This is a genomic window from Jiangella asiatica, assembly GCF_004349065.1.
GTDB classification, from domain to species: domain Bacteria; phylum Actinomycetota; class Actinomycetes; order Jiangellales; family Jiangellaceae; genus Jiangella; species Jiangella asiatica.
This window is the reverse complement of record NZ_SMKZ01000016.1, coordinates 20,834-37,770: the sequence shown is the minus strand read 5'-3', so window position 1 is coordinate 37,770 and position 16,937 is coordinate 20,834. Positions and strand designations below refer to the sequence as shown.

Sequence of the window (16,937 nt, the reverse complement as noted above, 5' to 3'; positions counted from 1 at the left end):
CGACACATGTCACGGTCGTCGCTTACCGTTTTCTTGGCAAGTTCACAGGAACACAGGCGACACTCGTCGACATGCCCACGCTGACCCGCCCTGGCCGGTGGGACCACGATCGCTGGGCGTGGGCGCTGCACAACCTGCACCTGGTCCTGCTCGGCGTGGCGCTGGTGGGAACGGTCGCGGCGTTCCCCGCTGGGTCGGATCGGCTGGTCGTGGGGGTCGCCACGGTCGCGTTGGCCGCCGCGGACATCGCGATGCGGCGTCGCGGGCTGCTGAACGATCGGCGGGGCGCGGTCGTGGGCTACTTCCTCGCCGTCGGCGCGGCGGTGAGTGTGGTGACGGCCGTGTTCCCGACCTTCTCGCTGGTCCTGTTCGGTCTGTTGCCGCTGGCGTTCGTGCGTCTGCCACCGCCGGCAGCGGCGGCGGTGGCCGTGGTGGCCGTCGGCGGACGCTTCCTGGTCTCGCCGCTGCTGCACGATGTGGCGCGCGGTCTGGGCTGGAAGCACCGCTACCACGTGGTCGTCCAGCCGGGGACGCTGAACTTCATCCTCGAGACGGTGCTGCTCCCGCTGCTGACGGGCCTGTTCACGGCGTGGGCGGTACGCGCTCTGCGCCGGCAGAACCGTCGCCGGCAGGAACTGGTGGACCAGCTGTCGGCCACCCGCGCCGAGCTTGCCGACACCGCTCGGCTGGCCGGCCGTGCCGAGGAGCGGCAGCGGCTCGCGCACGAGCTGCACGACACGCTCGCGCAAGGGCTCGCCGGGGTGGTGCTCCAGCTCGACGCCGCCGCCGAACACCTGGACAGCGCCCGTGGTGCCGAGGGCGCCACGCCCGGCCGCGACGTGAAGCGCCTGCTGGCACGGGCGAGGGAGACGGCCGGCCTCTGCCTGGCCGACACCCGGCGGGCGGTCGAAGCGCTGCGTCCGGAGACGCTCGACGACGCGAGCTTCGCCGAGGCCGTGGCGACGGTCTGCGTGCGGTGGAGTGAGATGACCGGAGTGCCCGTGCGCCGCTCCGTGGCCGGCCTGGCAGGTCAGAGTCACCCACAGGCCGAGGTCGTCGCGTTGCGGGTCGTGCAGGAGGCGCTGACCAACGTCGCCAAGCATGCCGCCGCCGGCGCGGTGACCGTCGCCGTCGAGTACACCACCGACGAGCTGCGGGTCGTGGTGAGCGACGACGGCTGCGGTTTCGACCCGGACGACCCGCCACGCCCCGACGGGCACATCTCGGGCGGGTTCGGCGTCACCGTCATGCGACAACGGGCCGCCGCGGCCGGCGGCACCTTGCTCGTCACCAGCGCACCCGGCAGCGGGACGACCGTCACGGTCGCCCTGCCCACGGGGAAGGCCACGACAACAGCGGGGGAGAACCAATGACCGGACCGATCCGCATCCTCGTCGCCGACGACCACGCGATCATCCGCGACGGGATCACCGCGATGCTCGAGCCCCACGACGACCTCGACGTCGTGGGGCAGGCCGGTGACGGCGCCACCGCCGCGCGGCTGGCCATCGCGCTGCGCCCCGATGTCGTGCTCATGGACCTGCGCATGCCGGGCGGCGACGGCATCACGGCGATCGGCCAGATCACCGCCCTGACACCGCCGCCACGCGTCCTGGTGCTGACGACCTACGACGCCGACGCCGACATCATCAAGGCCACGGCCGCCGGCGCGATCGGCTACCTGCTCAAGGACACCCCACGCCTGCAGCTCCTCGAGGCGATCCGCTCCGCCGCGAAGGGCCACGCGGTGCTCGCACCGTCCGTCGCCACGAAGCTCGTCCGTCACCAGCACGCGACCCGGCCCGAACCCCTGTCGACCCGCGAGCGACAGGTTCTCACCCTCGCCGCCCAGGGCGCCACCAACCGGCGCATCGCCAGCGCACTCGCCGTCTCCGAAGCCACGGTCAAGACCTACTTCGCCCGGATCTTCGCCAAGCTCGACGTGGCCGACCGCACGGCCGCGGTCGCCGTCGCGTTCGCACAGCACCTCATCACGCTCGGCACCGACGGCGGTGTCAGCCATCTGGACGACACGGTCGGTCATCCACACCGGCGGTGAGGCCTCGCCCTTCGCCGCTCCCGGCGCGGGCACCCGCATCGGCACCATGTCAACTATGAAGAACAAACGGTTCGTTGTACCCGCAGTCATCGCATCCGTGCTGGCCACATCGGCGTTCACGCTGGGCGGTGCCAGCGTCTCGGCGTCCGACACCGCCAGCGGGCACGACCGTCCGTCGTGCACCAAGTTGTCGCCCGGGCAACCGACGGAGTCGGCCTCGTCGTCGGTGCCGACCTCGATCGCGACGCTCGAGCAGGCCTACAACTGCATCATCGACAACCACGTGGACGGTGATGATCTGAACACCCGCACCCTGCTGGCCGACGCGTTCTCCGGGCTCGCTGCGGAGCTGGACAGCAGAGGGCTCGACCTCGCAACGGCGACGATGCCCGCCCTCACCGGCAAGCGGGACGAGGACTGGGACCGGTTCAGCGACGTCTACGAGGAGGTGCTCGCCGAGCTGCCCGACGACGCCGAGCTGCACGAGGCGTTGGCCTCGGCGAGCATCCTCGCCATGGTCGAGGGCATGCACGACAACCACACTCGCTGGGCCCCGCCCGCGGAGCCGACCACGTCGTACAGCCTGGGGATCACGGTCGCGAACCCGTCTGCGTACCCGGAGGTGTTCATCCGGTCCGTGCAGGGCGCACCCGCGGCCGACCAGGACCTGCTACCCGGCGACATCATCACCTCGGTCAACGGCCTCCCGACACACATCAACGGCAAACCGGTCGAGGGTGTCATCGACTGGCTGAACGCGCCGTCCGCGGAGCCGGTGGAGCTGGCGCTGGAGCGCCCGTCGACCGGTGAGACGTGGACCGTCACCCTGACGCCGGCGCAGTCGCGCCCGGGCCCCGGCGACGACGTCACGGTCACCCGGGTGGCCGACGACATCGCCCTCGTCACCCTGCGCGCATTCACCGACGGCGGGACCGAGGAGATGCTGCAGGAGATCGCCGAGCTGGAAGAGGACGGCCCGCTCGAGGGGATCGTCCTCGACGTCCGGCAGAACTCGGGCGGATCGGTCGCCGAGGTCGCCCGGCTGCTCGGCGCCTTCGTGCACGACACGCCCTACGGCTACGTCTGCGACGCTGACTACGCCAAGTGCACCCCCAAGATGACCGACGACAGCATCGAGCTGCTCGGGCTGCCGCTGGCCCTGCTCACCTCGGGCCAGTGCCCTTCGGCCTGCGACGCCTTCGCCGCCGCGGTCCAGGACCTGGACCTCGGCGTCCTCGTCGGCAGCCGGACCGCGGGTGTCGTCTCCGGCCAGTCCGTTCCCTACGTCCTCGACGACGGCAGCCAGATGTTGCTGCCGCGCGACCGCGGGGTCGGTCCCGACGGTGAGATCATCAACGAGATCGGCGTGGCACCCGACCACTACGTCTCGCCGCCGACCGCGGAAGACCTCTCCGCCGGTGAGGACCGGGCCCTGGACACCGCGATCGACCTCCTGCACGGCGAGGAGGGCGCGTTGCCCCGGTGAGCCCGTCCGGGCTCGCCGGGGCAACGTAGCGGCACCCCGGCGTGAATCCCCCGATCCGCCGGGGTGCCGTTCAGGTGAGGTCCCGGCCGGCCACCTCGTAGACCAGGAGCGCGGCGGCCACGTAGACCACGATGCCCCGGGTCACGAAGACCCGCACCGAGTCGTCGCGTGAGGTCCCCGCAGTGTACAAGCCGCAGCGACGCCGACGGGTCCGTCAGCGGGCGAATGACACCGTCTGCTCCTCGGTGAACTCCAGGAGACCGCTCAGCCCGCCCTCGCGGCCGAGCCCGGCGCGGCCGAACCCGCCGAAGGGCACCTCCGGGGTGTTGGGCGCGCCGTTGTTGACGCCGACGATCCCGATCTCGAGCCGTCCGGCCAGCTGGGCGGCGTGCTCGGCGTCGGCGGACATCACGTAGCCGCCGAGCCCGGAGCGCCACTCGTTGATCTCGGTGACGATGTCGTCCTCGCTGGTGTAGGGGCGCACCGCGCACACCGGACCGAAGATCTCCTCGTGCCACAGCCGCAGCTCGGCGCTGGCCTCGACGAGCGTCGGCGCCACGAAGAAGCCTCGCGTGGTGGTGAGCGGCGCGCGCGACACCGCGCAGCCGGTGGCCTCGGCCTCGGCCACCAGTCGTTCCAGCCTCTCCACGTGTGCGGGGCGCAGCATCGGGCCGACGTCGACGGCGTGGTCCGAGGGCGCGCCGCACACCAGGGACTCGATCCGGGACCGGAGAGCGGCGACGAACTCGTCGTAGACGGCCTGGTGCACGAACACGTTGTTGGCCGCGATGCACGACGCTCCGTTGTTGCGGAACTTCGCCACCAGGAGCGCCTCCAGCGCCACGTCGAGGTCGGCGTGGTCGGTGACGATGAACGGGCCCTTCCCGCCCAGCTCCATCGTCACGCGGGTCATCGACCGCATGGCACGGGCGGCGACGGACGCGCCGACGGCGGTGGAGCCGGTGAACGTCACCGCGGCCACCTGCTCGCAGTCCACCAGAGCGGTGGTGAGCTTCTCGCCGTCGCCCACGACGACGTTGACCGCGCCGGCGGGCAGGTGGCGTTCGCAGATCTCGGTGAAGGCCAGGCTGGTGAGTGGGGTGAGCTCCGACGCCTTCTGGACGACGGTGCACCCCGCGGCCAATGCCGGCGCCACCTTGCGTGCCGGGATGGACAGCGGGAAGTTCCACGGGCTCACCGCGGCGACCACGCCGACCGGCCGACGGGTCACCGCGAATCGCCGCTGAGGTGTGACGACGCCCTCGTCGCGCGGCATCGTGGCAGCGTCGGCGAACCAGTCGAGATATTGGGCCGAGAAGCCGACCTCGGCGGTCGCCTCGCTCAGCCGCTTCCCGGACTCCGCGCTGATGACGGCGGCGAACGCGGTGGTGTCGGCGCGCAGGTCGGCGGCGATCGCGCGGAGGGCGGCGGCGCGTTCCCGGACCGGGGTCGCGCCCCAGCCGGGCAGCGCCTCGTGCGCGGCACGGGCGGCGTCCTCCGCCGTCGCCGGATCGACCCAGCCGACGGTCGCGAGCGTCTCGCCGGTGGCCGGGTCGGGCAGGTCGTGCGGGTCGCCGTCGACGCCGGCGCCGGCGATCCGCGCTCCGGTCGGCGCGGCGGAGGTGGGGATGAAAGTGCGGGGCTCAGCGGTCATGGATGGTTCGTTCCTCCTCGTGGATGCGGTACCGGGCGACGGCGTCCGAGTCCAGCTCGATGCCCAGACCGGGCGCATCGGACACGTCCAACGCGCCGCCGGCCCAGCCCAGTGGGGCCGTCAGCAGGTCGGTGCGCAGCGGGTTGGGCCGGACGTCCGCCTCGACCCAGTCCACGTGGTCGTAGGCGGCCGCCAGGTGGGCGCTGGCCGCAACTCCGACGGCGCTGGAGTAGCAGTGCGGTGCCACCCGCAGGCCCGACCCGGCGGCGTACTCGGCGACGGCACGGCCGACGGTGAACCCGCCGGACTTGGCGAGGTCGGGCTGGATGAGCGCGACAGCGGAGGAGTCCATGCACGCCTCGAACGCGGCGAGGCCGTAGATGTTCTCGCCGGTCGCGAGGGGCAGCGCGCTGTCGGCGGCCAGCTTCTGCAGGTCGTCGACCCGGTCGCCGGACAGCGGCTCCTCGATCCAGCGCACCCCGTGCGCGGCGAGCATGGGCATGGCCTCGATGGCCGTCGCCACGTCCCAGGCCTGGTTGGCGTCTGCGAACAGCTCGACCTCGTCCCCGACGCGGGCTCGGGTGACCGACAGCGTCCGCTCGTCGCGCGCGGTGCCGAAGCCGAGCTTCGTCTTCACCGCGAGGTAGCCGCCGGCCAGGGCCGCGTCGCACAGCGCCTCGACGTCGGTGGGGCCGATGCCACTGGCGTAGGCGGGCACCCGGGCCGCTGTGGCGGTGCCGCCGAGCAGCCGGTGCACCGGCTCACCGGCGATCTTGCCGGCCAGGTCCCACAGTGCGATGTCGACGCCGCTGATGGCCTGCCAGATCGGCCCGGCAGCGCCGGCCTGGCGCCCGATCGGCAGCAGCCGCGCTGCGAGGTGGCGCTGCACCGTGGCCGGATCGGTGGCGTCGGCCCCGAGGATCAGTGGGGCGACGCCGTCGCGGTAGGTGCTCAGCCGCTCGGCGTGCGCCCACGACGGGTAGTTGATCCAGCTCTCGCCGAGCCCGGTGACCCCGCCCGCCTCGACCTCGACCAGGCAGACCCGCCGGTCCGTGAGCTGCCCGAACGCCATGGCGACCGCGCCGGTGATCGGCGCGGACAGGATGGTGACCCGCAGCCGTTCGATCGGCAGGACCGCGCCAGCACTCAACGGGCGCCACCCAGCTCGGCGTACACCTTCACCACCGCGCCGCTGTCGCGTGGCCCCAGGCCCTGGCCGAGCCCGATCTCGTTGACGTCGACGACGGCGCGTGCGAGCGGCGCGGGCGCGCCGGAGGCCTCGGCGAGGTCGAGCGCCAGCTGGTTGTCCTTGGCGAGCAGCTCCAGGGCGAAGGCCGGGTCGTCGTCGCCGGTCACCATCTTCGGCGCGATCTCCCTGAACAGGTTCGACACCGTCGCGGCGCCGGACTCGGCCACGGTGTCGACGAACGTCCGGGCGTCGACGCCGCTGCGTTGGCACAGGGTGATCGCCTCGGCCGTGATGGCGTTGATGGCGCCGAACATCAGGTTGTTGGCGATCTTCACGACCGAGCCGGCGCCGGTCTCGCCCACGTGGATCACCTTCGCGGCGACGGTGGCGGTGAGGTGCGTCCGGACGGTGTCGATGGCCGCGGCCGGTCCGCCGCACACCAGCGTCCACGAGCCGCAGGTGGCCGGGCGGCCGAGGACCGGCGCGTCGACGTAGGTGACGCCGCTCTCGGCCAGCTGGCCGGCGGCGGCCCGCGCCGTCGCCGGGTCGATGGTGGACAGGTCCACGACGATCGCGCCCGCCGGCGCCTTGACCAGCACCTCCGTGGCGAGTGCGCGCACGTGCTCGGGTCTGGGCACGGAGACCAGCACGAGGTCGGCGTCGGCGACGACCGACGCGGCGTCGTCGCTGGCTCGGACACCGGCCGCGGCGGCCGCCTCGCGGGCCGCGGGCGACGGGTCGAACCCGCGGACGTCGTACCCCGCGGCGACCGCCGCCGCGGCACTGCGCCCACCCATGGTCCCCAGGCCGAGGACTCGGATCTTCTGCGTCATCACGGTTTCCCTCACTGGTCCTTCCACTCGGCGTACGCGTCCATGAAGATCCCGGTGTCGACGAACTCGCTCGGCTCGACGAACTCGTCGATGCCGCCGAGCTCGACGAAGATCTGCTCGACGCCGCCGATGCTGGCCTCGAGCTCGCCGGACTCGTACATCCCCGCCCATTGGTCGTTCGGGTACAGCCGTGCGAACTCGAACTGGCGCAACGTGTCGTCCAGGTCCTGGCTGTCGGCGTACGCGGCCTCGTGCACGGTGGTCATCGCCGCCTGCGGGTCCTCGACGAGCCGGTGGTTCACGTCGAGCCAGGCGGCGGCGATCTTGACGAGGGTGTCCCGCTCGGACTCGTGGAAGTCGTTGTTGGCAACCCAGCCGCCGATGATGGACGACTCCGGGTAGTAGTCCTTCGCCGAGCTGATGAGCTCGGCACCGGGAAGCTCGCTCTTCACCGTCTCGTCGAACGGCACCCACAGTACGACGGCCGGCACCTGACCGGAGACGAACGCCGTGACCGCGGCCGGCATGTCGGAGTTGATGACCTTGACGTCGGCCGGGTCCACGCCCTCCGTTTCCAGTGCGTTGTGGAGGAACACATGCGCCGTGGTACCGGTGGCCGTGATGACCTGCTGGCCGGCGAGGTCCTCGACCGAGCTGATACCCGAGGCCGGGTCGACCCACAGCTGCGCGGTGTCGAACTCGACGTCGTTGGCGAGGAAGACGGTGCCGGCGCCCTGAGCCGGGAAGTTCGACAGGACAGCGCCCATGATCGCGACGTCGACCGAGCCACCGGACAGTGCCTGGCTCAGCGCCGTGCCGGTGTCGAAGGCGACCGGCTCCAGCTGCACCCCGTGCTCTTCGAAGATCTCCTCCTCGCCGCCGAGCCACAGGTGCGAGTCGACCGCGACGGTGTGCAGGTAGCCGACCCTGACGACGGTCAGCCCGTCGCGGCTCACCGTGGCGCCGCTGTCCTCCAGGGCGCACGACGCCAGCAGCGCCGCGCCGGTCAGTGCCGCCGCCGCGGCGACGATCGCCGAACGTACCCTCCCCATCGCAGGCATCCTCATCGTCTCGCCCCCGCCTCGTCCGTCGACGCCGAGCGCAACAGGCCTTCCAGACGCCGCCGCAGGTCGACGAAGCGAGGCGACAGCCGCGTCTCGGGCGACCGGGGCGCCGGTATGCCGATGTCCACCACCTCGCGCACGCCGGTCGGGCGAGCGGACAGCACGACCACGCGGTTGGAGAGGAAGATCGCCTCCTCGACGCTGTGCGTGATGAACAGGACCGTGCGCCGCTCGGTGAGCTGCGTCTCGTGCAGCAGCTCCTGCATGCGCTCGCGGGTCTGCGCGTCGAGTGCGGCGAACGGCTCGTCCATCAGCAGGACCTGCGGGTCGGTGGCGTACGCGCGGGCGATGGCGACCCGCTGCCGCATGCCGCCGGACAGCTCCTTCGGGTACGCCGACGCGAAGGGCTCCAGGCCCATGAGCTCGAGGTAGCGGCGCACCACGTCCTTGCGCTCGCCGCGCGGGCGGCGGTTGGCCCGCAGCGTCAGGCCGAACTCGATGTTCCTGGCCACGGTGAGCCACGGGAAGATCGCGTACTGCTGGAACACGACGCCTCTCGACGGATGCGGCCTGGTCACGACGTCGTCGCCGACGCGCACGGAGCCGTCGTCGGGCGCGGTGAACCCGGCCGCCATGTTGAGCAGCGTGGTCTTGCCGCAGCCCGACGGTCCGATCACGGACACGAACTCCCCGGGCTCGACGGTGAACGAGCACCTGTCGAGTACCTGGAGCTGGTCGCCGGCCCGGACGTAGTGTTTGCCGATCTCGTCGAAGACGATGCGGTCCGACGCCGTCCGGCGGTTCGCCGCTGCGGTGAGGGTCATCGCGTCTTCTCCTGCCAGGTGGTGAGCCGGGACTGGATGAGCTTGAGAACGAGGTCCATGAGCAGCGCGGTGGCACCGATCATCGCGATGCCGACGTACATGTCGGGGATCCGGTAGAACGTCGCGGCGTCCTGGATGGCCGCGCCCAGGCCGCGCTGGGCGGCGACCAGTTCGGCGGCGACCACCGTGGCCCAGGAGACCCCGAGCGCCACGCGAACGGCGGTGAACAGGTGCGGCACCGACGCCGGCACGACGGTGCGGATGAAGACCTCCCAGGGGTTGGCACCGAGCACCCGGGTCGCCCGGACCAGCAGCGGGTCGATGCTGGAGATGCCCTCGAAGAGCACGATCACCGCCGCGAAGAACGACGCGTAGACGAGGATCGAGATCCGGGCGTCCTCGCCGATGCCGAAGTAGACGATGACCAGTGGCACGAGGGCGATCGGCGGCAGCGCCCGGAAGAAGTTGACCAGCGGCTCGGCCATGGCGCGCAGGGTGGGATACCAGGCGAGCAGGAAGCCGACGGGAAGCGCCAGCAGCGAGCCGACGGCGACGCCGATGCAGACCCGGGTCATGCTCACCCGGACGTCGAACAGCAGATCCTGCTCGGTGAACAGCACCCGGCCGGCCGACAGCACCTCGTCGGGACGGGGACGCCGCGCCCGGAGACGATGCCCGAGACGGCGACCAGGTACCAGATCCCGACGGCGATCACGGCGCCGAGCACGCCGAGTACGACCCTCCGGGTGGTGCCGCTGACGGTTCCGGTCGCTGGCCGGCGGCGTCGAGGGGCGGAGCGAGTGACGGTGGTCGAAGTCATCTACGCGCCCTTTCGGTCGACGTTGTGTCCGCGACGTTACGAAGGATTGCATGTAATTTCAAGGCTTGCTCCGGATCGAATGGCTCAAGTCAGGGTCGAGACGCTACGGTTACATGTAATCAATGTGGAGGTTCGATGACCACGGAGACGAGTGCCCGCGAGCAAGGACTCGCCGAACGCGCGTACCTCACACTGCGCAAGGCGATCCTCGAGCACGAGCTCGCGCCAGGGACGCGGCTGTCGGTGCCCAACGTGGCGGAGCGGTTGGGGGTGAGCCGAAGCCCGGCACGCGAGGCGATCGCCCGCATCGCCTACGAGGGCCTGGCCCACTTCGAGCCGCACAAGGGCGCCGTCGTCGCCGACCTGGACGCCGAGTCGCTGCTCGAGATCTACGAGGTCCGGGAGGCACTCGAAGGGCTCGCCTGCCGGCTCGCGAGCCAGCGGATGGGCGCCGACGACGTGGCCGGTCTGCGTGAGCTGGTGGCGGAGCACACGGCCGCGGTCGAGGCGGGCGACGTCGAGCTGCACTACGACCTGGACATGCGATTCCACGCCCGGGTCCGCGAGCTCGCGGGCAACACCCGGCTCACCGCCCAGCTCGAGCTCCTCCAGCATCAGATCCGGCTCGCGATGTACACGACCCACCGCTCGCCCGGCGGCATGCCGCTCGCGGTCACCGAGCATCGCCGCATCGTCGACGCGCTGGAGTCCGGCGACCCCGTGCTGGCCGAGGCCGCCGGCCGATCACACGTCTCGCGGCTCCTACGCGACCTGTCGGCCGACGACGACAGGCGCCGGGCCGTTCTGGATCGGCGTCCGGCGAGCTAGATTGAAGGGACCTTCCTGAACAGGAGGTCGCTTCGATGCCGTGGATCGTCTGGCTGCTGATCGCCATGGCGCTGGGCGCCGTGGAGTTCTTCACGCTCACGTTCGCGTTCGGCCTGCTCGCCGGGGCGGCGCTCGTGGCGGGCGTCGTCGCCGGTGTCGGCGGCGGCTGGTTGCTCCAGATCGCGGCGTTCGCCGTCGCCGGGGCGGCCGGGCTGCTGATCGTCCGCCCGGTCGCGCGTCAGCACATGAGTCATCCACCGCTGACGAGCGAGGGCAGCGACGCGCTGGTCGGGAAGAAGGCGGTGGTCCTCGAGGAGGTCACCGCCCAGCGCGGTCTCATCAAGCTGTCCGGCGAGACGTGGTCGGCGCGCGCCCTCGACGACGACCACGTGATCCCGGCAGGGGCCGTCGTGGACGTCATGGAGATCGAGGGCGCCACGGCCATCGTCTACCCGCGGGAGCTCCTGCCCTGACGCACGGCCACCGAATCGAAGACGGAGGAGACATGGAACTGCTGGTGCTCATCGTCGTCATCGCGGCGGTCGTGGTGTTCGCGGTCGCGTCGACGGTCCGGGTGGTCCCACAGGCCCGCCGCTACAACGTCGAACGGTTCGGGCGCTACCGGACCACCCTCCAGCCGGGACTCAACTTCATCATCCCGATGGTCGACCGGATCAACACCAAGCTGGACGTGCGCGAGCACGTGTTCTCGTCCCAGCCACAGCCGGTGATCACCGAGGACAACCTGGTCGTCAACATCGACACGGTGCTCTACTACCAGATCACCGACCCGCGCGCGGCTGCCTACGAGGTGGCCAACTACCTGCAGGCCATCGACCAGCTCACGGTCACGACGCTGCGCAACGTCATCGGCAGCATGGACCTGGAGAAGACGCTCACCTCTCGCGAGGTGATCAACGCTCAACTGCGCACGGTGCTCGACGAGGCGACGGGGAAGTGGGGCATCCGGGTGAACCGGGTCGAGATCAAGGCGATCGACCCGCCCTCCACGATCAAGGAGGCGATGGAGAAGCAGATGCGGGCCGAGCGCGACAAGCGTGCGGTGATCCTGCACGCCGAGGGTGAGCGCCAGTCCAAGATCCTGACCGCGGAGGGAACCCGCCAGCAGGAGATCCTGGAGGCGCAGGGCAACCAACAGGCGATGATCCTGCGCGCCGACGGCGAGGCCCGCGCCGTCGAGCGGGTCTTCCAGGCGGTGCACGACAACGACGCCGACCCGAAGGTGCTCGCGTACAAGTACCTGGAGACGTTGCCGCACCTCGCCGACGGCGGCAACAACACCTTCTGGGTCATCCCCGGCGAGCTCACCGAGGCGATCCGCTCGGTCACCAGCGCCTTCGGCGACCACGCCCGGACAGGCGCGCCCCCCGCGCGGCCGGCCGCCGACCGGGCTCCCGACGAGCGGCGTCCGGAGCTCGACGAGACGCCCACCGGGCGTGAGCTGACGCCGGGTGAGCCGCTGTCCGCCGACGCCGAAGCGGCCGCCGACCAGGTGGCCCGGCAGGCGGAGGCGGCCGTTCAGGACGCCAAGGCCGAGGCCGCGGCGGCGGAGAGCGGAACCGACACGAGGCTGAGCCCGAACTCCGGCGGCTGACGCGCTCAGCCGCTGGGCCGTGCGTTCTCGATCTCGATGATCTCGGATCGGTCGCTCTCGCCGGTGCTGTTCAGCAGCACGAGGGCGGTGGCGATCATCATGACCGCGAGCAGCAGGCTGACGGCGAGCCGTTGCGGCGCACCTGAGTCGATGAGCCAGCGCCGCAGTGGCGCCAGGACGTGATGGTCGGACATCTGGTCACCTCGTCGTCGTTGCCGGCTCGCATCGGGTGGGGACCGCATCGTAGGACACATCGGCGCGTCGTCGCGAGCAACGCGACGTCATCATCGCCTCGTCGTGCCGTGGGCGCAGCTCGACGGCGACGACTCACCGGTCACCTCGCCCTCGCAAGGAGATCTCCTGCTGCGCCCCGTGATCATCAGCGATCCGCGACATCACCAGGAGTTCTCGCGCCTCACCAGGCGTGTAGGCGTGGTGGAGCACACACAGTCCTACTGATGTCAGCGATCGTTGATGATCAAGAGGCACGGCGGGGCCGGAAGAGGGTCAGGGCCCGCAGGTCACGCGGGCGCTGCCCCAGACGGCGTGGTCGTAGCTCTTGCCGTCGCCGGCGTCGGTCACCTCCAGCCGCAGGAGGCGAGCGCCGGTGACGTCGACCGCGATCGGGACCGGCGGCGTCGAGCCGGTGATGCGGCCGGTGTCGTGCACCAGCTCGCCGTCCACGAGAACGCGGTAGCCGACCGAGCCGCGGTCGGGGCCGAGCTCGTGCATGGCGTCGTCGATCCCGACGACGGCGGTCAGCTCGGCGCACCGGCCGCCCAGGTGGTAGGTGAGCGCCGCGGGCGCGTGGGTCCACAGGCCCTTCTCGTGCGCCGTGCCGCCGACGGCGATCGGGTCGCCGTAGTAGTTGGTGTCGCGCAGCGGCGCCTGGCCGTACCCGACGGTCGCCGACACCCACGGCAGGTCCGACAGCCAGGTGTCGGCCGTCGGCGGTGGTGGCACGACCGGGACGGCGAGCGTCGTCACGGTCTCGTGCCAGGCGCCGAGGAGCCGGTACCGGGCCCGCAGCGTCACCGTCGTCGTCCCGGCGGCGTCCGGAGCCGCGGCCAGCCGCACCGTCGTCGTGACGCCGGCGGCGCCGACGACGGCCCAGGCGCTCGGGCCGGTCGGGGTCGCCGTCACGCCGTCGCCGGCCGACACGGACAGCTCGACGCGCGCCGCCGAGGCGTCGGTCAGCTCTGGTCGCAGCGTCGCCGTCACGGTCGCGGTGTCGCCGGCGGGCAGCAGGTCGGGCCCTTCGGCGGCCACCTCGAGGACCGGGTACGCCTGGTCGGTCCAGCGCACCGCGTCCTGGGCGGCGAGCCAGTGCGCCAGCTGCGCGCGGGCGATCTCCACCGACACCCACGACTCGCGGCCGGCGTAGGTGTCCTCGCCCGGCGCCTGGTAGGTGCGTCCGTCCGTGCCGCGGGCCTGCATCTCCAGCAGGGTGCCCACGTGCTGGCGCTCCCACGCCGCGGCGGCGGTGTCGCCGTCGAAGCCGAACAGGTGCGCGGCGGCGTCGGCGACGACGAGGTGGGCGCGCCGGTGCGTGCCCCAGTCGTTGCCCTGCGGGTAGTACACGCCCGGCCCCGGTTCGCCGGCGGCGTCGGGGACGTAGATGGTGCCGCCCGGTGCCCGGTACGGCGGGCTCGGGAACGACACCGCGGTCAGGGCCGCGTACACCACGTCGGCGTTGAATCGCGAAGCCTCCGGGGTGCGCATCCCGGCCAGTCCGTAGGTCATCGGGCCGGAGGCGTTCATGGCGACCGTGGCCATGTAGTCGGGGTGGACGAAGCCGTGGTTCACCAGCGTGCCGTCCTCGGCGATGTTCGACCCGCCGAGCCAGTCCGCGACCGGCCGGCCGTGCAGCTCCCGGTTGTCGCTCAGGTCCGAGGGGCGGGCGAACGCGGACAGCATCAGCTCCACGTTCTTCGTCATCCACTGCGCGTGGTGCCGGTGCCGCGGCATCATCGCGGTCACCAGCTGCAGCAGGTTGGCGTTCCAGGCGTTCTCCTCGGCCTTGCTGTCGCCGGGGAACACCACCGTGCCGTCGCGGTCGCGGAAGTACGGCACGTCGTACTCCAGGAACCGGTCCGCCTCGAACTCGAGCATCGACGCGACGTGCTCGCGGTCGCCCTCTGCCAGGTGGTCCCACAGCAGCCAGGCCGCATTGCCGGCGTAGTAGGCCCACAGCGCCGACTGCCACACGTCGCCCCAGCCGCCGGCAGAGGTGGCGCGGTGCCGGTAGGCGATGGAGGCGGCCAGCCGGACGGCGACCGCGCGGGCCTGCTCGGCGCTGACGCCGGTCGCCTCGGGGTCGTAGCCGCCGGTCCGCAGCGCGACGGCGATCGCATAGGCCTGCGCGGCGGGCTGGCGCACGTGCTGCTCGGCGACGCCGCCCAGCTCGAGGTAGCGACCGGTCTGGCCGCCGTAGCGCTCCTGCCACCACGTGGTCAGCGCGTAGCGGGTGGCGTTGCGCAGCGCCGAACGGACCATCGTCGCGTTCTCGTCGTCCGGCGCTGGCGCGTCGAAACGCTCCCAGTCGATCGGGCGCACGTGCTCGGCGGCTCCGGACCCGGCGGCCGCACCGGGCGCCGAGACCGCCGCCACCGGGAGAAGCAGGACCGCGGCCGCGGCCGCGCGCAGGATCGTGGTCAGCTGGCCCATACCCAACCTCCGTCGACAGTGAGGGTCTGGCCGGTCACGAAGCCGGCCTCGTCGGACACGAGAAAACGGACCGCGCCGACGACGTCGGTCACGTCGGACAGTCTCTTCATCGGTGGTCGTGCCGCCAGTTCGTCAAGGTCGACGTGGCCGCGGCGGGCCGCGTCGCGCAGGAACGGGGTGTCCACCCATCCCGGCGCGACGGAGTTGACCCGCACCCGCGGCGCCCACTCGGCTGCCAGGCAGCGGGTCAGCGCGACGACCCCGGCCTTCGCGGCGCAGTAGGCCGCGCGGCCGGGCATGCCGCGGAACGCCGCGGTGGAGGCGATCGTGACGACGGCGGACCCGTCGCGCAGGTGCGGCGCGGCGGCCTGGCAGGACAGGAACGTCCCGGTGAGGTCGACGTCGACGACGGCGCGCCAGTCGTCCTCGGCGAGCTCGGCGGATGGGCCGATCCGGGTGATCCCGGCCGACGTGACCAGGGCGTCGATGCCGCCGGTGCGCAGGGCTGCGGCCCGGCAGGCGTCCACCAGGCCGGCCCGGTCGGTGACGTCGACGACGGCCGCTTCGGCGCCGAGCTTCTCGGCGGCGTCGGCGCTCGCCTGTGGGTCGGAGTCGGCGACGACGACGTGCCAGCCTTCGCCGGCGAACCGCTCGGCCACGCCGAACCCGATGCCCTTGGCGCCGCCGGTGACCACGAGTGTGCGCATCGCTCTCCTTCGTCGCGGCCGGCCGGGTCAGCTCCCGGCGGCCTGGGTGAGGGTGACGGTGGTGGCGGGCCCGTCGGCGGTGGCGCGCAGCCGGTCCCAGTCCAGCGTGTAGCCGAAGCCCGGCCTCGTCGGCGTGGCGGCCAGCTCCGGCCCCACGTCCAGGGCGCCGTCGACGAACGAGTCCAGGGCGAACCCGCCGCTGCCGGCCACGGTGGCCTCGACCCAGCTCGGGCCGGGGTAGGCGCGGATCAGGTGCCGGTGCACCTCTGGCCAGAAGTGCGGCATGAGCTCGCTGCCGGCGGCCCACACGGCGGGCAGCACGGCGAGGAACCGGCCGGGCCCGCCGAGCACCGTGACGTCCGGGCGCAGGTACCGCACCTGGCCGGTGGCGGCGAGCGCCTCGAGCTCGACAGTGGACGCGACGACCTCGCCGACGGCCAGGGCGGGCGCGGTGCCGTTCGCCCACGGCCCGGCCAGGCCGAGCTCGAACGGCCAGGGCTCCTCGACGAAGTCCACGCCGAGGTCGGACAGCCGGGGGAGGAGCTCGACGGCCGCGTCGCGCGACCAGTTGCCGTTGACGTCGAGGGCGACGGCGCACCCGTCGCCCACCGCGGCCCGGACCCGGCGCAGCCGGTCCAGGTCCACCCACGGCGGGCCGAAGCCGCCCATCAACTTGACGGCGTCGGCGCCGGCCTCGACGGCCGCGGCGGCCTCGGCCAGCTCGGCCTCGGCCGGGTCGACCCCAACCGGGGTGTAGCCGATGGCCGCCACGATCCGCGGCGGCGGTCCCCCCGCCGGCGACCCGACCAGCTGCCAGGCCGGTACCCCGCGCCCGCGGGCCCGGGCGTCCAGGGCGGCCAGGAAGACGGCGGCGGCCGCTCGCGAGATGGGCCCGTCCCAGCCGCTGTTGCGCAGCAGCACCCGCAGCGCGGCCTCGTCGTCACCGCCGCCGGTCGGCAGCCGGGACAGCTGTGGTGCGAGCACCGTGCTCAGCGTCCCCGCGACGTCCAGCCCGCGGGTCATCACGAACGCCTCGCCGACCGCGCCGCCGGCGAGCGTCGCGCGCACGCAGCAGTACTGCCGTGCGTCGATGACCAGCGACCCCACCCGCAGCGGCCGGGGCAGCCCGATCGTGACCGTCAGCCAGGTCAGCTCCGCCAGCCGAGCGTCGGGGTCCGCGCCGTCCATCCG

The 16,937-nt window shown here is 72.2% G+C and carries 16 protein-coding genes; 6 read left to right on the top strand and 10 right to left on the bottom strand.

Annotation, left to right across the window (positions count from 1 at the left end):
- Nucleotides 1-71: 71 nt before the first annotated feature.
- From E1269_RS12965 to E1269_RS12955, 3 genes are all read left to right on the top strand, one after another.
- The gene (locus E1269_RS12965; protein ID WP_131895080.1) at nucleotides 72-1,373 is read left to right on the top strand and encodes a sensor histidine kinase; all 1,302 of its coding nucleotides are present in this window, start codon (nucleotides 72-74) and stop codon (nucleotides 1,371-1,373) included.
- Nucleotides 1,370-2,059 (top strand): response regulator, encoded by a 690-nt coding sequence (locus E1269_RS12960; RefSeq protein WP_131895078.1) that lies wholly within the window; start codon nucleotides 1,370-1,372, stop codon nucleotides 2,057-2,059. Before E1269_RS12965 ends, E1269_RS12960 begins: the two co-directional genes overlap by 4 nt.
- Nucleotides 2,060-2,156: 97 nt before the next feature.
- Entirely contained in the window at nucleotides 2,157-3,545 is a 1,389-nt protein-coding gene (locus E1269_RS12955; RefSeq protein WP_162606388.1) for a S41 family peptidase, read from the top strand.
- 214 nt (nucleotides 3,546-3,759) lie between these two features.
- Here the strand turns inward: E1269_RS12955 and E1269_RS12950 are convergent, their stop codons facing one another.
- Genes E1269_RS12950 through E1269_RS12925 form a run of 6 tightly spaced genes read right to left on the bottom strand, consistent with a single transcriptional unit; the run spans nucleotide 3,760 to nucleotide 9,747 of the window.
- Nucleotides 3,760-5,199 carry an aldehyde dehydrogenase family protein gene (locus E1269_RS12950; protein WP_162606387.1) on the bottom strand — a complete coding sequence of 480 codons (1,440 nt, stop codon included), beginning with the start codon at nucleotides 5,197-5,199 and terminating at the stop codon, nucleotides 3,760-3,762.
- Nucleotides 5,189-6,349, bottom strand: a complete 1,161-nt coding sequence (locus E1269_RS12945; protein WP_131895068.1) for a mandelate racemase/muconate lactonizing enzyme family protein — start codon at nucleotides 6,347-6,349, stop codon at nucleotides 5,189-5,191. Before E1269_RS12945 ends, E1269_RS12950 begins: the two co-directional genes overlap by 11 nt.
- Nucleotides 6,346-7,236: an NAD(P)-dependent oxidoreductase gene (locus E1269_RS12940; protein WP_338033572.1), complete on the bottom strand. Its 891-nt coding sequence runs from the start codon at nucleotides 7,234-7,236 to the stop codon at nucleotides 6,346-6,348. Before E1269_RS12940 ends, E1269_RS12945 begins: the two co-directional genes overlap by 4 nt.
- On the bottom strand, nucleotides 7,233-8,273 hold the full coding sequence (locus tag E1269_RS12935) for an ABC transporter substrate-binding protein (protein WP_162606385.1): 1,041 nt from the start codon (nucleotides 8,271-8,273) through the stop codon (nucleotides 7,233-7,235). The genes E1269_RS12940 and E1269_RS12935 overlap by 4 nt, the downstream gene beginning before the upstream one ends.
- A gap of 11 nt (nucleotides 8,274-8,284) precedes the next feature.
- A complete protein-coding gene (locus E1269_RS12930; protein WP_131895062.1) occupies nucleotides 8,285-9,109 on the bottom strand; it encodes an ABC transporter ATP-binding protein in 825 nt (274 codons plus the stop codon).
- Nucleotides 9,106-9,747, bottom strand: coding sequence for an ABC transporter permease (locus tag E1269_RS12925; protein WP_203433471.1), 642 nt, complete (start codon nucleotides 9,745-9,747; stop codon nucleotides 9,106-9,108). Before E1269_RS12925 ends, E1269_RS12930 begins: the two co-directional genes overlap by 4 nt.
- 317 nt (nucleotides 9,748-10,064) lie before the next feature.
- Here E1269_RS12925 and E1269_RS12920 point away from each other — a divergent pair, with 317 nt between their 5' ends.
- Genes E1269_RS12920 through E1269_RS12910 form a run of 3 tightly spaced genes read left to right on the top strand, consistent with a single transcriptional unit; the run spans nucleotide 10,065 to nucleotide 12,372 of the window.
- A complete protein-coding gene (locus tag E1269_RS12920) occupies nucleotides 10,065-10,757 on the top strand; it encodes a GntR family transcriptional regulator (protein WP_131895060.1) in 693 nt (230 codons plus the stop codon).
- 35 nt (nucleotides 10,758-10,792) lie between these two features.
- Nucleotides 10,793-11,230, top strand: a complete 438-nt coding sequence (locus E1269_RS12915; RefSeq protein ID WP_131895058.1) for an NfeD family protein — start codon at nucleotides 10,793-10,795, stop codon at nucleotides 11,228-11,230.
- A gap of 32 nt (nucleotides 11,231-11,262) precedes the next feature.
- Complete coding sequence (locus tag E1269_RS12910; protein WP_131895056.1) at nucleotides 11,263-12,372, top strand: SPFH domain-containing protein; 1,110 nt, start codon at nucleotides 11,263-11,265, stop codon at nucleotides 12,370-12,372.
- A gap of 5 nt (nucleotides 12,373-12,377) precedes the next feature.
- Here the strand turns inward: E1269_RS12910 and E1269_RS12905 are convergent, their stop codons facing one another.
- From E1269_RS12905 to E1269_RS12890, 4 genes are all read right to left on the bottom strand, one after another.
- A complete protein-coding gene (locus tag E1269_RS12905) occupies nucleotides 12,378-12,566 on the bottom strand; it encodes a hypothetical protein (RefSeq protein ID WP_131895054.1) in 189 nt (62 codons plus the stop codon).
- Between the two features lie 313 nt (nucleotides 12,567-12,879).
- Entirely contained in the window at nucleotides 12,880-15,039 is a 2,160-nt protein-coding gene (locus tag E1269_RS12900) for an NPCBM/NEW2 domain-containing protein (RefSeq protein ID WP_131895052.1), read from the bottom strand.
- Nucleotides 15,027-15,746 carry an SDR family NAD(P)-dependent oxidoreductase gene (locus tag E1269_RS12895; protein ID WP_131895050.1) on the bottom strand — a complete coding sequence of 240 codons (720 nt, stop codon included), beginning with the start codon at nucleotides 15,744-15,746 and terminating at the stop codon, nucleotides 15,027-15,029. The genes E1269_RS12900 and E1269_RS12895 overlap by 13 nt, the downstream gene beginning before the upstream one ends.
- Before the next feature lie 27 nt (nucleotides 15,747-15,773).
- Complete coding sequence (locus E1269_RS12890; protein WP_131895048.1) at nucleotides 15,774-16,934, bottom strand: mandelate racemase/muconate lactonizing enzyme family protein; 1,161 nt, start codon at nucleotides 16,932-16,934, stop codon at nucleotides 15,774-15,776.
- Nucleotides 16,935-16,937: the final 3 nt, after the last annotated feature.

What these genes read in the sequence shown, in the direction of transcription:
- E1269_RS12960 (WP_131895078.1), top strand. Translation starts at nt 1,370, where the DNA reads ATGACCGGACCGATCCGCATCCTCGTCGCCGACGACCACGCGATCATC.
- E1269_RS12920 (WP_131895060.1), top strand. Translation starts at nt 10,065, where the DNA reads ATGACCACGGAGACGAGTGCCCGCGAGCAAGGACTCGCCGAACGCGCG.
- E1269_RS12890 (WP_131895048.1), bottom strand. Translation starts at nt 16,934, where the DNA reads ATGGACGGCGCGGACCCCGACGCTCGGCTGGCGGAGCTGACCTGGCTG.
- E1269_RS12915 (WP_131895058.1), top strand. Translation starts at nt 10,793, where the DNA reads ATGCCGTGGATCGTCTGGCTGCTGATCGCCATGGCGCTGGGCGCCGTG.
- E1269_RS12950 (WP_162606387.1), bottom strand. Translation starts at nt 5,199, where the DNA reads ATGACCGCTGAGCCCCGCACTTTCATCCCCACCTCCGCCGCGCCGACC.
- E1269_RS12900 (WP_131895052.1), bottom strand. Translation starts at nt 15,039, where the DNA reads ATGGGCCAGCTGACCACGATCCTGCGCGCGGCCGCGGCCGCGGTCCTG.
- E1269_RS12930 (WP_131895062.1), bottom strand. Translation starts at nt 9,109, where the DNA reads ATGACCCTCACCGCAGCGGCGAACCGCCGGACGGCGTCGGACCGCATC.
- E1269_RS12935 (WP_162606385.1), bottom strand. Translation starts at nt 8,273, where the DNA reads ATGGGGAGGGTACGTTCGGCGATCGTCGCCGCGGCGGCGGCACTGACC.
- E1269_RS12905 (WP_131895054.1), bottom strand. Translation starts at nt 12,566, where the DNA reads ATGTCCGACCATCACGTCCTGGCGCCACTGCGGCGCTGGCTCATCGAC.
- E1269_RS12895 (WP_131895050.1), bottom strand. Translation starts at nt 15,746, where the DNA reads ATGCGCACACTCGTGGTCACCGGCGGCGCCAAGGGCATCGGGTTCGGC.
- E1269_RS12910 (WP_131895056.1), top strand. Translation starts at nt 11,263, where the DNA reads ATGGAACTGCTGGTGCTCATCGTCGTCATCGCGGCGGTCGTGGTGTTC.
- E1269_RS12965 (WP_131895080.1), top strand. Translation starts at nt 72, where the DNA reads ATGCCCACGCTGACCCGCCCTGGCCGGTGGGACCACGATCGCTGGGCG.